This is a genomic window from Streptomyces sp. SN-593, from assembly GCF_016756395.1.
Taxonomy (GTDB): Bacteria; Actinomycetota; Actinomycetes; order Streptomycetales; family Streptomycetaceae; genus Actinacidiphila; species Actinacidiphila reveromycinica.
Genome location: NZ_AP018365.1, coordinates 7,352,562 through 7,368,709, shown reverse-complemented (window position 1 = coordinate 7,368,709; position 16,148 = coordinate 7,352,562). Strand labels below are relative to the sequence as shown.

At 71.2% G+C, this 16,148-nt stretch carries 1 protein-coding gene (only partly in view); it reads right to left on the bottom strand.

The genetic code is table 11. The features are described 5' to 3' along the window. On the bottom strand, positions 1-16,148 hold the 5' portion of the coding sequence (locus tag RVR_RS38755; RefSeq protein ID WP_202237299.1) for a type I polyketide synthase. It extends 5,923 nt beyond the left edge of the window; 16,148 of the gene's 22,071 nt are visible here — the first part of the coding sequence; the start codon lies at positions 16,146-16,148; the stop codon falls past the left edge of the window.

Below are 16,148 nucleotides of genomic sequence, written 5' to 3'. Positions count from 1 at the left end.
GTAGCGGCCTCGAACAGCGCCAGGCCCTGCCCTGTCGACATCGGCTGGATGCCGCCACGACGCAGGCGGGACAGGCCAGTGCCCTCCAGGTGCCCGGTCATCTCCGAGGCGTGGGCCCACAGTCCCCAGGCCAACGACTGGCCGGCCAGGTGCCGGTCGCGGCGGTAGGCAGCCAGCGCGTCCAGGAACGCGTTCGCGGCGGCGTAGCCGGCCTGTCCCGGATTGCCCACAATGGCTGCGGCCGAGGAGTACAGGACAAAGCCCGCCAGGCCCGCGCCCTCGGTCAACTCGTGCAGGTTCCACGCCGCGTCCGCCTTCGCGGCCAGCACCGGCGCCATCCGCTCGGGCGTCAACGACTCCACGGTCGCGTCGTCGATCACACCGGCGGCATGCACCACCGCCGTCAACGGACGGTCGAGCGCGACCTTGGCCAGGATCGAGGCGAGGGCGTCGCGGTCGGCGGCATCGCCGGCCTGCACCCGCACCTCAGCACCCGATCCGGCGAGTTCCGCGACCAGGCGCGCCACACCCGGCGCCGCCGGACCCCGCCGGGACAACAGCACCAGATGGTGCATGCCACGCACGTCCACCAGGTGCCGGGCCAGCGCCCCGCCCAGGGTCCCGGTGCCGCCCGTGACCAGCACCGTCCCCTCGGGGTCCCACTGGGCCGGGACGTTCAGCACGACCTTGCCGATGTGGCGGGCGGCCTGGAGGTGGCGCAGTGCCGCCACCGCCTGGGACAGCTCGAAGCACGTCACCGGAGGCGGAACCAGCTCACCCGCCTCGAACATCGCGCCCAGCTCGGCCAGCATCTCCGCCACCCGCGGCTCGCCCGCGTCCATCAGGTCGAACGCCTGGTAGACGACCCCGGGGTGGGCCTCGGCGACCCGCTCGGGGTCACGGATGTCGGTCTTGCCCATTTCGACAAACCGGCCACCGCGCGGCAGCAAGCGAAGGGAGGCGTCCGTGAACTCCCCGGCCAGCGCGTTCACGACCACGTCCATGCCCTCGCCACCGGTCACAGCCAGGAACCGCTCGCAGAAGACCAAGTCGCGGGTGGAGGCGATGTGGCTCTCGTCCACACCCATCGCCCGCAACGCGGACTGCTTGGCCGGACTCGCCGTCGCAAAGACCTCCAGCCCCCACACCCGGGCCAACTGCACCGCCGCCGTACCGACACCACCCGTACCGGCATGGATGAGAACGCGCTGACCGGGACGGACCTGGGCCAGATCCCGCAGCGCGTAGAACGCGGTCAGGAACCCCGCCGACACCGACGCGGCCTGCTGGAACGACCAACCCTGCGGGATCGGAGCCAGCACTCGGGCATCCACAACCCCGACCGGCCCCCACCCCTGCACCAGACCCATCACCGACTGACCGACCGTCAGACCATCCACCCCGGGACCGATCTCCAGGACAACCCCAGCACCCTCCATCCCCAAGACCCGGCCATCCACGACCATCCCCAGCCCACCCACGACGTCATGGAAGTTCACACCCACCGCACGCAGCCCCACCCGCACCTGACCCGCCGACAGCGCCGCATCCGCCTCCGGAGCATCGACGACAGCGACACTGCCCAGGTCACCCGGCCGAGCAACCTCCACCCGCCAACCCGCACCACCCGGCAGCACCAGCTCCCCGGACGCCCCGGCCCGGACCAACCGCCGACCGAACGCCGCAACTCCTCCGTCCTCGGGTCGGATGCGGACCTCAGGCTCATCAGCGTCCGGGGCCACGGCCAGGACAGCGTCCACATCAGCGTCGTGAGTCGGGTCCAGGCCGGCCGACGGATCGACGTCGACCAGCACGAGACGGCCCGGGTGCTCGGACTGCGCCGAGCGCACCAGACCCACCACCGCAGCACCGGCCAGATCCAGGCCGGAGGCCGCGCCCCGGATCCAGACCACCAACCGCGAACCGTCGGTCTCGGGATCAGCCAGCCACTCCTGCACCCAACCCAGCACCGTCGCCGCAGCCACCTGAGCCGCCCGCGGCGCCGACACCCCCGGCTCGGAAGCCGGCACAGCCGCGACCACCACGGACGCAGTGCCGAGCGACTCGCCATGCCGCACCCACGGCACCGGGGCGGCCGAAGCCTGCGCGGTCAGCGGGACCCAGTCCACGGTGAACAGCGACTGCCGTACCTGCCGACCGGAGCTGCTGAACTGACCGACGGAAGCCTCGCGCAGCGCCAACGACCGTGCCCGCAAAACGGGCTCACCCACACCGTCGAACGCCGTGACGGACACTCCACCCGGCTCGGAAGCGAACACCACGCGCAACTGGCGGGCACCGCTCGCCAGCAGTTGCACGCCCGACCAGGCGAACGGCAACTCCGTCCCACCGCTGCCGTCACTGGCGACCAACAGACCATGCAGGGCGGCATCAAGGAGAGCCGGATGCAGACCGAACCCGGCCACATCGGAGTCGACGACCTCGGGCAGCTCGACCTCGGCACAGACGGTGTCCCCGGCGCGCCAGACCTGACGCAGACCCTGGAACGCCGGACCATAGCCGTAACCACGCTCGGCGAACCTCTCGTAAGCGCCGTCGACCGGAACCGGCTCCGCACCTGCCGGAGGCCATGCGGCCAGCGGGGCCGGAACGGGCTCACCATCAGTTGCGGCCAGCACACCGACCGCGTGTCGCACCCACTCGCCGTCGCCGTCACGGGAGGAGACCGTGACCGTGTGCCGACCACTATCGCCGTCGCTGACACGGACCTGAAGCTGCACGCCACCGGAGCCCGGCAGAACCAGGGGCTCCTGGAGCGTCAACTCCTCCAACGTGCCGCACCCGGCCAGATCACCGGCGTGGACCGCCAAGTCCACGAAGGCCGTGCCCGGGAGCAGGATGGTGCCGTGGACGGTGTGGTCGGCCAGCCACGGCATCGCCGCCAGCGACAGACGGCCTGTCAGCACCAGCCCGTCGCCCTCAGCCAGCCACACCGCCGCCGCCAGCAACGGATGCCCCACCCGCTCCTGCCCAGCCGACGAAGCATCCCCACGACCGGCCACAGCCTTCGGCCAGTAACGCTCCCGCTGGAACGGATACGTCGGCAGAGCCACCTTCACCGCCCGGCCGCCATCAGCGGTCACCGCCGCCCAGTCCACCTCCACGCCAGCCGTATACGCTCCGGCCAGCGCGGTCAGCCAGCGGCTCCGGCCACCATCGCCGCGCTGCAACGTGCCCGCCGCAACCGGATCCTCACCGGCCTGCGCGACCGCCAACCCCAACACCGGATGCGGACTCACCTCCACGAACACCCGATGCCCCTCCGCCGCCAACGTCGCGACGACCTCACCGAACCGCACCGTCCGACGCAGATTCCGGAACCAATACCCACCATCCAACTCAGCCGTATCCACCAGGCGAGCTTCGAGCGTGGAGTAGAACGGCACCGAACCAGAAACCGGAGACACCCCCGCAAGGTCCTCCGCCAGACGCTCCTCAACGGCCTCGACATGCGCGGTGTGCGAGGCGTAGTCCACCGCGATCCGCCGCGCACCCCGATCTCCGTACGCCTCCGCGAACTCCACACACGCCCTCGCGGCACCCGCCACCACCACCTGCCGAGGACCGTTCACGGCCGCGACCGACAGGTCATCACCCCACGCGGAGATCCACTCCCCCACCTCACCCAACCCCGCCGGCACCGACACCATCCCGCCCGAGCCAGCAAGACCCGCCAACGCCCGACTACGCAACGCCACCACCCGCGCACCATCCTCCAAAGACAGACCGCCCGCCACACACGCCGCCGCGATCTCACCCTGACTGTGACCCACCACCACCGCCGGCTCCACGCCATACGCACGCCACAACTCCGCCAAGCTCACCGCCACCGCCCACGACGCCGGCTGCACCACATCCACCCGCCCCAACAACCCCTCATCACCCAACACATCACGCAACCGCCACTCCACGAACGGCTCCAACGCAGCAGCACACCGCTCCATCGCCGCCGCGAACACCGGCTCCCCATCCCACAGTTCCAACCCCATCCCGACCCACTGCGCACCCTGACCCGCGAACACGAACACCGGCCCAGACACCGAACCAGCACTCCCACGCACCACACCGGTCACGACACCCGGCGCCTCCTGACCCTCCGCAACAGCAGCCAGACCCGCCACCAACCGCTCACGGTCCTCCCCGACCACCACCCCACGATGCGAGAAGGCCGTCGTCCGCGACACCGCCAACGACAACGCAATGTCCTGGACCCCGACCTCCGGCCGAGCCCCCACGAACTCCGCCAACCGACCCGCCTGCGCAGCCAACGCCCCAGCCGACCGCGCCGACACCACCCACGCCACCGAACCCCCCGACCCCGACCCCTCCAGGACGGGAATCTCCACGGCAGCCGCTTCCTGCGCGGGCTGCTCAAGGATCAGGTGGACGTTGGTGCCACTGATCCCGAACGCCGACACACCCGCCCGCCGCGGACCAGACCCCACCGGCCACTCCCGCGGCGTGCTGAGCAGTTCCACCGCTCCGGCCGACCAGTCCACGTGAGACGACGGAGCATCCACGTGCAGGGTCTGCGGCAGCACCCCGTGCCGCATCGCCTGCACCATCTTGATCACACCCGCCACACCCGCAGCCGCCTGCGTGTGACCGATGTTCGACTTCACCGAACCCAACAACAGAGGCCGACCCTCCGGCCGGCCCTGACCGTAAGTGGCCAGCAGCGCCTGCGCCTCGATCGGGTCACCCAACGCGGTGCCGGTACCGTGCGCCTCCACGACGTCAACGTCAGCGGGCTGAAGCCCCGCGCTGGCCAGCGCCTGGCGGATCACGCGCTGCTGCGACGGACCATTCGGCGCCGACAACCCGTTGGACGCGCCATCCTGGTTCACCGCACTGCCCGCCACCACCGCCAACACCCGGTGCCCACGCTCACGGGCCACGGACAGCCGCTCCAACACCAGAACACCGACGCCCTCGCCCCAACCGGTCCCGTCAGCCGCCTCCGCAAACGGCTTGCACCGCCCATCAGCAGCCAACCCCCGCTGCAACGCGAACTCCGTGAACGTCCCAGGGGTGGCCATCACCATGACGCCGCCGGCCAGCGCGATCCCGCACTCCCCGGACCGCAGCGCCTGCGCCGCAAGGTGAATTGCCGTCAGCGACGAGGAACACGCCGTGTCGATCGAGACGGCAGGCCCCTGCAACCCCAGCGAGTACGCCACCCGACCCGTGGCCACGCTCGCGTGGGTTCCGGTGATGCCGTAGCCGCTCGCGCCGTCCTGCTCACCGGCCCGGTACTCCGACGTGATGATTCCGGCGTAGACACCCGTGTCGGTGCCCTTTAGCGAACCTGGGGTGATGCCCGCGTCCTCCAGCGCCTCCCAACACGTCTCCAAGAGCAACCGCTGCTGCGGATCCATCCCCAACGCCTCACGCGGACTGATCCCGAAGAACTCCGCATCGAACTCACCCGCACCGTCCAGGAAACCACCCACCCGGGCATAGGCCGGCCACGCGTCACCGGACTCGGACAGGCCCGGCGTCTCCCACCCGCGATCCATCGGGAAGCCCGACATCGCGTCGGTCCCCGCGGCGATCAACCGCCAGAAGCCCTCCGGGTCCTCCACCCCGCCTGGGAACCGACACCCCATACCGACGATCGCCACCGGCTCGTCCGTACCGACGCGGACCGCCGATACGGCAGGTACGGAGGCCGCGCCGTCGGTCCCGTACGCCTTTGCGACCAGATACCGGGCGAGCTCCAGCGGGGCGGGGTAGTCGAAGACGAGGGTGGCGGGCAGGCTCAGGCCCGTCTCGTTCGCCAGCCGGTTGCGCAGCTCCAGCCCGGTCAGCGAGTCGATGCCCATGTCCCGGAACGCCCGCTGCGAGTCGATCTCCCCAGGGCCGGCATGGCCCAGGATGACGGCTGCGGCGGCCCGGACGATCTGCAGGACCTCCTGCTCACGATCGGCGGGCGGAAGCGCGGCCAACCGGGCCGCCAGACCACCCACGACGGCGGCCACAGCCGCGGACCGGCGCACGGAGGCACCACCGGTGACCAGACCGCGTAGCAGCGGAGGCACCGGCCCCCCGGCCCGCGACCACGCGGCCAGGTCCAGTCGGGCCGGGACGGCCAGCGGCGCGCCCAACGCGGTAGCGGCCTCGAACAGCGCCAGGCCCCGCTCGGTCGCCATCGGTTGAACACCACCGCGGCGCAGACGCGACAGGTCAGCACCATCCAGGTGCCCGGTCATCCCCGACGCCTGGGCCCACAGCCCCCACGCCAACGATTGACCGGCCAGGTGCCGGTCGCGGCGGTGGGCGGCGAGTGCGTCCAGGAACGCGTTCGCGGCGGCGTAGCTGCCCTGGCCCGGGCTGCCCAGGGCGGCCATGGCAGAGGAGTAGAGGACGAAGCCGGCCAGGCCGGCGCCCTTGGTCAACTCGTGCAGGTTCCAGGCCGCGTCCGCCTTCGCCGCCAGGACCGGCGCCATGCGCTCAGCCGTCAACGACTCCACGGTCGCGTCGTCGATCACCCCGGCGGCATGCACCACCGCCGTCAACGGACGGTCGACCGCAACCCTGGCCAGGACCGAGGCGAGGGCATCGCGGTCGGCGGCATCGCCAGCCTGCACCCGCACCTCCGCACCGGATCCGGCGAGTTCCGCGACCAGGCGCGCGGCTCCCGGAGCCGCCGGACCGCGCCGGGACAACAGCAGCAGATGCCGCATGCCACGCACGTCCACCAGGTGCCGGGCCAACTCCCCGCCAAGGGTCCCGGTACCGCCCGTGACCAGCACCGTCCCCTGCGGATCCCACCGAGCGGGGACGTTCAGCACGACCTTGCCGATATGGCGGGCGGCCTGGAGATGGCGCAGTGCCGCCACCGCCTGCGACAGCTCGAAGCACGTCACCGGAGGCGGAACCAGCGTCCCCGCCTCGAACATCACTCCCAGCTCGGCCAGCATCTCCGCCACCCTCGGCACACCGGCGTCCATCAGGTCGAACGCCCGGTAGACCACCCCCGGGTAGGTCTGGGCCACCTGCTCGGGGTCGCGGATGTCCGTCTTGCCCATCTCGACAAACCGGCCGCCCCGCGGCAGCAACCGCAGCGACGCGTCCGTGAACTCCCCGGCCAGCGCGTTCACCACCACGTCCATGCCCTCGCCACCAGTCACGGCAAGGAACTGGTCGCAGAACGCGAGATCACGGGTCGAGGCGATGTGGCTGTCGTCCACGCCCATGGCCCGCAACGCGGGCTGCTTGGCCGGACTCGCCGTCGCAAAGACCTCCAGCCCCCATTCCTTGGCCAGTTGCACCGCGGCCGTGCCGACACCACCGGTTCCGGCATGGATGAGGACCCGCTGACCGGGACGGACCTGGGCCAGATCCCGCAACCCGTAGAACGCCGTCAGAAATGTCACCGGCACCGCCGCGGCCTGCTGGAACGACCAATCCCGCGGGACGGCGGCCACCAGTCGGCTGTCGACAACCCCGACCGGGCCCCAGCCCGGCACCAGACCCATCACCGACTGACCGACGGCCAGACCCTCCACCCCTGGGCCGGCCTCCAGCACGACCCCAGCGGCCTCCAGGCCAAGGACCCGGCCGTCGAAGACCATCCCCAGGCCGGCGACCACGTCTCGGAAGTTCACCCCCGCCGCACGCAGCCCCACCCGCACCTGCCCCTCCAGCAGCGCCGCGTCCGCCTCGGGAGCATCGACGACAGCGGTACTGCCCAGGTCACCCGGCCGCGTCACCTCCACCCGCCAACCCGAACCCCCCGGCAGCACCAGCTCCCCGGACGCCCCGGCCCGGACCAACCGCCGGCCGAACGCCGCGACTCCCCCACCATCACTGGCCGGCGATATGCGGACCTCGGGTTCATCGGCGTCCATGGCCAGGGCCAGGACGGTGTCCACGTCGGCGTCACGGTCCGGGTCGAGACCGGCTGACGGGTCGACATCGACCACGACCAGGCGGCCCGGGTGCTCGGACTGCGCCGAGCGCACCAGACCCACCACCGCCGCACCGGCCAGATCCAGGCCGGAGGCCGCGCCCCGGATCCAGACCACCAACCGCGAACCATCGGTCGCGGGATCGGCCAGCCACTGCTGCACCCAACCCAGCACCGTCGCCGCGGCCACCTGAGCTGCCTGCGGCGCCGACACCCCGGGCTCCGCAGCCGGCACCACCGCCACCACCACCGGCGCGGAGCCGACCGGCTCACCATGCCGCACCCACTCCGGCACAGCGCCAGAGACCTGATGTACCGTCAATGGCACCCAGTCGACCGTGAACAGTGACTGCTGCGACTGCCGACCGGCGATCGTCAGCCGACCAGCGGAAGCCTCACGCAGCGCCAACGACCGTGCCCGTAAGACGGGTTCACCCACACCGTCGAATGCGGCGACCGAGACTCCGCCCGGCTCGGAAGCGAACGCCACGCGCAACTGGCGGGCACCGCTCGCCAGCAGTTGCACCCCGGACCAGGCGAACGGCAGTTCCGTCCCGCCGCTGCCACTGCCGGCGCCGACGGCCAGGAGGCCGTGCAGCGCGGCGTCGAGCAGAGCAGGGTGCAGACCGAACCCGGTCGCATCGGCTTCCGCGGCCTGGGGCAGCTCCACCTCGGCGTAGACCGTGTCCCCGGCGCGCCAGACCTGGCGCAGGCCCTGGAAGGCCGGACCATAGCCGTAACCGCGCTGGGCGAGCTTCTCGTAGGCGTCATCGACGGGAACCGGCTCCGCGCCGGCTGGCGGCCAAGCGGCCAGCGGGGCCGGAACGGGCTCACCATCAGTTGCGGCCATTACGCCCACGGCATGCCGGACCCACTCGCCGTCTCCGTCGCGGGAGGAGACCGTGACCGTTCGCCGGCCGCTGTCATCGTCGCTGTCGCCGACGTGGACCTGAAGCTGCACGCCACCGGAGCCCGGCAGGACCAGGGGCTCCTGGAGCGTCAACTCCTCCAGCACGCCGCAACCGGCCAGATCCCCCGCGTGGACCGCCAAGTCCACGAAGGCCGTGCCGGGCAGCAGGACGGTGCCGTGGACCGCGTGGTCGGCCAGCCACGGGATCGCCCCCAACGACAGGCGCCCCGTCAACACCAACCCGTCACCCTCGGCCAGCCACACCGCCGCCGCCAGCAACGGATGCCCCACCCGCTCCTGCCCCACCGACGAAACATCCCCACGACCGGCCACAGCCTTCGGCCAGTAGTGCTCGCGCTGGAACGGATACGTCGGCAGAGCCACCTTGCTGGCGCCGGCGGCGGTGGTCACCGCGGTCCAGTCCACCTCGACACCGGCGGCATACGCACCGGCCAGTGCGGTCAGCCAGCGGCTCCGGCCGCCATCGCCGCGCTGCAACGTGCCCGCAGCGACCAGATCCTCACCGGCCTGCGCGACCGCCAACCCCAACACCGGATGCGGACTCACCTCCACAAACACCCGATGACCCTCCGCCGCCAGCATCGCGACGACCTCACCGAACCGCACCGTCCGACGCAGATTCCGGAACCAGTACCCACCATCCAACTCAGCCGTATCCAGCACGCGGGCCTCAAGCGTGGAGAAGAACGGCACCGAACCAGAAACCGGAGACACCCCCGCCAGATCCCCGGCAAGACGCTCCTCGACGGCCTCGACATGCGCGGTGTGGGAGGCGTAGTCCACCGCGATCCGCCGCGCACCCCGATCCGCATACGCCTCCGCGAACTCCGTGCACGCCCTCGCGGCACCCGCCACCACGACCTGGCGGGGGCCGTTGACGGCCGCGACCGACAAGTCATCACCCCACGCGGAGATCCACTCCCCCACCTCACCCAACCCCGCCGGCACCGACACCATCCCACCCGAGCCAGCAAGCCCCGCCAACCCCCGACTACGCAGGGCAACCACCCGCGCGCCATCCTCCAAGGACAAGCCGCCCGCGACACACGCCGCAGCGATCTCACCCTGACTGTGACCCACCACCGCGGCGGGCTCCACACCATACGCACGCCACAACTCCGCCAAACTCACCGCCACCGCCCACGACGCCGGCTGCACCACATCCACCCGCCCCAACAACCCCGCATCACCCAGCACATCACGCAACCGCCACTCCACGAACGGCTCCAACGCCACCGCGCAGCGCTCCATCGCTGCCGCGAACACCGGCTCCCCATCCCACAGTTCCACCCCCATCCCGACCCACTGCGCACCCTGACCCGCGAACACAAACACCGGCCCAGACACCGAACCAGCACTCCCACTCACCACACCGGTAACGACACCCGGCGCCTCCTGACCATCCGCAACAGCAGCCAGACCCGCCACCAACCGCTCACGGTCCTCGCCGACCACCACCACACGATGCGAGAAGGCCGTCGTCCGCGACACCGCCAACGACAACGCAACGTCCCTGGCCCCGAGCTCCGGCCGAGCCCCCACGAACTCCGCCAACCGACCCGCCTGCGCAGCCAACGCCCCACCCGACCGCGCCGACACCACCCACGCCACCGAACCCCCAGACCCAGACCCCAACTCCGAGGCAGACTCCACCCCATCCAGGACAGGGACATCCCCCGCGGACACGTCCTGCGCGGGCTGCTCAAGAATCAAGTGGACGTTGGTGCCGCTGATCCCGAACGCCGACACCCCAGCCCGACGCGGACCGGAATGAGACGGCCACTCCCGCGGCGCCGTCAGCAACTCCACCGCCCCCGCCGACCAGTCCACGTGCGACGACGGAGCATCCACATGCAACGTCTGCGGCACCATCCCGTGCCGCATCGCCTGCACCATCTTGATCACACCCGCCACACCAGCCGCCGCCTGCGTGTGACCGATGTTCGACTTCACCGAACCCAACAACAACGGCCGACCCTCCGGCCGACCCTGTCCGTACGTCGCCAACAGCGCCTGCGCCTCAATCGGATCACCCAACGCCGTACCCGTACCATGCGCCTCCACCACATCGACATCAGCAGGCTGCAACCCCGCACTCGCCAACGCCGCCCGGATCACCCGCTGCTGCGACGGACCATTCGGCGCCGACAAACCATTGCTGGCCCCGTCCTGGTTCACCGCACTACCGGAGACCACCGCCAACACCCGGTGCCCACGCTTCCGCGCATCCGACAACCGCTCCAACACCAGAACCCCGACACCCTCACCCCACCCGGTCCCGTCAGCCGCCTCCGCGAACGGCTTGCACCGCCCATCAGCAGCCAACCCCCGCTGCCGAGCGAACTCCGTGAACATGTCCGGGTTGGGCATCACCGTGACGCCGCCGGCCAGGGCGACCCCGCACTCACCGGACCGCAGCGCCTGCGCCGCAAGGTGAATCGCCGTCAACGACGAGGAACACGCCGTGTCCACCGACACCGCAGGGCCCTGTAACCCCAGCGCGTACGCCACCCGGCCCGACGCCACACTCGCCGTCGTCCCCGTGATCCCGAAGCCGCCGGCCCCGTCCTGCTCGCCGACCCGGTACCCCAGCGCGGTGACCCCTGCGTAGACACCCGTGTCGGTGCCCTTCAGCGAACCCGGAGTGATGCCCGCGTCCTCCAGCGCCTCCCAGCACGTCTCCAACAGCAACCGCTGCTGCGGATCCATCCCCAACGCCTCACGCGGACTGATCCCGAAGAACTCCGCATCGAAGCCGCCGGCACCCTCCAGGAACCCGCCCACCCGGGCGAAGGCCGCGCCCGCGGCATCGGAGTCGGCGCCGTCCAAGTGCTCCAGGTCCCAGTTGCGGTTCGTCGGGAAGCCCGCCATCGCGTCGGTCCCCGCGGCGATCAACCGCCAGAAGCCCTCCGGGTCCTCCACTCCGCCCGGGAACCGGCACCCCATACCGACGATCACTACCGGTTCCTGCATCCGCGCAACCGCGGCAGGCGTTTCCCGCACGACCTCGCGCTCACCGGTCAGCCGCGGCCGCAGGTAGGCCACCAGTGCTGTCGGCGTCGGATGGTCGAACAGGACGGTGGCGGGCAGTTGCAGTGCGGTGGCGCTCTTCAACCGGTTGCGGAGGTCGACCGCGCTGTAGGAGTCGAAGCCCTGCTCGCGGAAGCTCCGGTCGGCATCGACGTCCTGTGGACCGTCGTGACCGAGTACCTCGGCGGCAAGGGTCAGGACCAGACGGGCGAGCCGGCGTTCGCCGTCCGCCCCCGACCAGCCGGTGGCCAGGGCGCCGCCGTGCTGATCGGGCGTCACCCCATGACGTGATCCGCTCAGGATGGTGGAGCGCAGCTCTTCGGTGATGTCCGCGATGACGACGGACGCGTGGTCGTGTCCCACGGTCCAGGCAAGTACGTCGGGCAGGTCGTCCGGGTCGGTGTGGCGCAGGCCGTCGACGGCTCCGGAGCCGGCACCGTGCCAGGCGACCGAGGTGGCCGCGCAGCCTGCCGCCCGGCGCAGGCGCACCAGGGCATCGGCGAAGGCACCGTAGGCACGCGTGTCCGGGTCCTGCTCGACCCCGAGGTGGGCGCCGGCAGAGGAGATCACGACGAACGCCGACAGTTCGCGGTCGACGCTCTGGTCGTGCAGGTGGAGCAGCGCCTCGATGGAGCGTGTCCCGGCCTGGTGGTCCGGCAGGTAGACGACCGCGCTGGCGTCCTGCGGCAGGTCCGTTCCCCGGACGACCTCGGCGCCCGCGGTGGTCAGCCATCGGGTGAGTACCTCGGCGAGCGGTCCGCTGTCGGCGCCGGCCAGCAGAACCCTGCCCTGCGGCTGCCACGGCGGCCTCGACGGGTCGGCGTCGACGGGAGCGACGCGCACTTTCCTGGCGAGCACGCCCGCCGTGCGCAGGGCCAGCCGGTCCTCGCCGTACCGGCCGCCGAGCACGGCACGCAGCAGGTCCCGGGTGGTGGCGTCCCAGGTTCGGGGCAGGTCGAGGAGGCCGCCGCGGCCGCCCGCCATCGACGGCCGGTCCCAGATCACGGACTGCCGCGGGTCGCCGGGCCGGTCGGTCGACTCGGCAGGTACTGCCTCGACCGTGGCGTTCCACAGCGGGACGCCGTCGACGACCGGCTCTCCCGGGGGCAGGAAGGAGAGCACGCCGACGGCCTCGGGGCAACGCGCAGCCAGCAAGGCGTCGACCTGCGACGGGTCGGCCTCAAGACGGTGGACCGCGTCGCCACCGGCGGACAGTGCCTCCAGTACCTCGGCGGCCACCCTCTCATCGGGGAACCCCGGAGGGACCAGGACCAGCCAGTCGCCGCCGGCCGCCGGCCGCACGTCCGCGGTCACCGGCTCCCACGCCACGCGGTAAAGCTGCGCGTCGAACTTCGCACGAACGCGCTGACGTTGGCGCAGACCGGAGAGGGCGGGCAGCAGCGGTTCGACGACCGATCGGCCGGCGATCAGGCCGAGCACCCCGGCGAGCGCCTCGGGGTCGTTGCTCTCGACCGCCCGCCAGAACGCGCCGTCGGTCGGGTCGCCGTCGTGATCGACGGCGGTGACGGCCTTGGGCCAGTAGTGCCGGCGCTGGAACGGATACGTCGGCAGAGCAACCGTCCTCGCACCCCCACCACCCCCACCGGCGGCGGTGGCCACCGCGGCCCAATCCACGTCCACACCCGCCGCATACAACCCCGCCACCGCCCGCACCACCGACTCCGCCTCATCCCCACCCCCACGCAACGCCGGAACCCACAACGACACCCCCGACTCATCCATCGCCGACAACGCACCATCCGGACCCAACTCCGCAAACACACCCACCCCCCGCGCCCGCATCGCCTCCACCACATCGTGATGACGCACCGTCCCCCGCACATGCCCCACCCAATACCCCGGATCCCGCACATCCGCCCCCACCACCCCCGACACCAACACCAACCCCGGCTCACCAAACGACACCCCCTCCAACACCCCCCGAAACTCACCCAACATCGGATCCATCAACGGCGAATGAAACCCATGACCCACCCGCAACCGCCTAACACGCCCACCCCCCGCACGCCACACCCCCGCCAACTCCTCCACCACCGACCCCACACCCGAAATCACCGACTGCCGAGGACCATTCACCGCCGCCACCGACACCCCCACACGCCCCGCCACCAACCCCTCCGCCTCCACACCCGACGCATCCAACACCACCATCGCCCCACCCCCACCCAACCCCTCCATCAAACGACCCCGCGCCGCCACCACCGCACACGCATCCTCCAAACCCCACACCCCCGCCACATAAGCCGCCGTCACCTCACCCAACGAATGACCCGCCACACAATCCGGCACCACACCCCACGACGACCACAACCGAAACAACCCCACCTGCACCGCAAACAACCCCGCCTGCGCAAACACCGTCCGATCCAACTCCCCACCCCCCACACCAATCACCTCACGCAACGACCCCGGCAACAAACCCTCAAAACACTCACACACCTCATCAAACGCCCGAGCAAACACCGGAAACACCCCACACAACCCCAAACCCATCCCCACCCGCTGCGAACCCTGACCCGAAAACACCACCCCCACCCGACCACCACCAACACCAGAACCAACAGAAGCAGAAGCAGAAGCAGAAGCAGCAACACCAGACACCACACCCGGCACCACCTCCCCCCGACCCGCCGCAACCAGACCCGCCAACAGTTGGTCACGACTCTCACCCACCACCGCCAGACGATGCGCAAACCCCGTCGTCCGCGTCACCGCCAACGACAACGCAACGTCCCTGGCCCCGAGCTCCGGCCGAGCCCCCACAAACTCCGCCAACCGACCCGCCTGCGCAGCCAACGCCCCACCCGACCGCGCCGACACCACCCACGCCACCGAACCCCCAGACCCCGACCCCGACCCCGACCCCGACCCCGACCCCGAGGCAGACTCCGGCTCCTCTCCGCCCCCAGATACCGCCGGCCGTTCGCTCACCGGCGCCTCGCCGACCACCACGTGGCAATTGGTGCCGCCCATCCCGAAGGAACTGACCCCTGCGACGAGCGGCCGGTCGGCCCGCGGCCAGGGCGTGGTCCGGGTCTGGACCCGCAGGTTCAGCTCGTCGAGCGGGATCCGCGGGTTCGGCTCGTCGAAGTTCAGGCTGGCCGGGAGCTCGCGCCCACGGATGGCCAACGCCACCTTGAGGAAGCCGGCGATCCCCGCCGCGGACTCCAGGTGGCCGATGTTCGTCTTGACCGAGCCGACGGCGAGCGGGCCGTGCTCGCGGCGGCCCCGGCCCAGCGCGGCCCCGAGCGCCGCCGCCTCGACCGGGTCGCCGACCTGGGTCCCGGTGCCGTGCAACTCGACGTACTGCACGTCCGCCGGCTCCAGTCCTGCGAGCTGGTGGGCGCGCCTGATGACCTCTTCCTGCGCCGCGCTGCTCGGGACGGTCAGACCGTCGCTGGCGCCGTCGCTGTTGACGGCGCTGCCGCGGATCACGCAGGAGACGGGATCGCCGTCGGCCAGCGCGCTCGACAGCGGCTTGAGGACGAGTACGCCGCCGCCCTCGCCGCGGGCGTAGCCGTTGGCGCGCGCGTCGAACGTGAAGCAACGGCCGTCCGGCGAGAGGCCGCCGAACATCGCTTCCTCGGCTGCCGTCTCCTGGCTGATGCTGAGCTTGACCCCGCCGACCAGCGCGCTGGTGCACTCCCCGCGGCGCAGGCTCTCACACGCCAGGTGGACGGCGACCAGCGAGGACGACTGGGCGGTGTCCACGGTCATGCTCGGACCGCTCAGTCCGAGGACGTAGGAGACCCGGTTGGCGATCATGCCGCGCTGGAGGCCGGTGTTGCTGTGCGCCGTGACCGCGTCCGTGCCGCGTCCGCGCAGCAGTGCGGCGTAGTCGTCGCGGTTCGCTCCGACGAAGACGCCGATCCGGTCGCCGCGGACGGTGTCCGGCACGATGCCGGCGTCCTCGAACGCCTCCCAGCTCAGTTCGAGCACCAGCCGCTGCTGGGGATCCATCGCGGTGGCTTCTCGGGGGGAGATGCCGAAGAACTCGGCGTCGAAGCGGTCGACGCCCTCCAGGTAGCCGCCGAAGGAGGTGCCGGGCAGGGCTTCGCCCGCCCGCGGCCGGCCGAGCCGCTCCCGGTCCGCCGGCACCCGCGTGATCGCGTCGCCGCCGCTGCGGAGGAGCTGCCAGAAGGCGTCGAGGTCCGGTGCCTTGGGCAGGCGGCAGGACATGCCGATGACCGCGATCGCGTCATCCTGCGCAGGGAGTCCTTCGGCGCCTGGCAT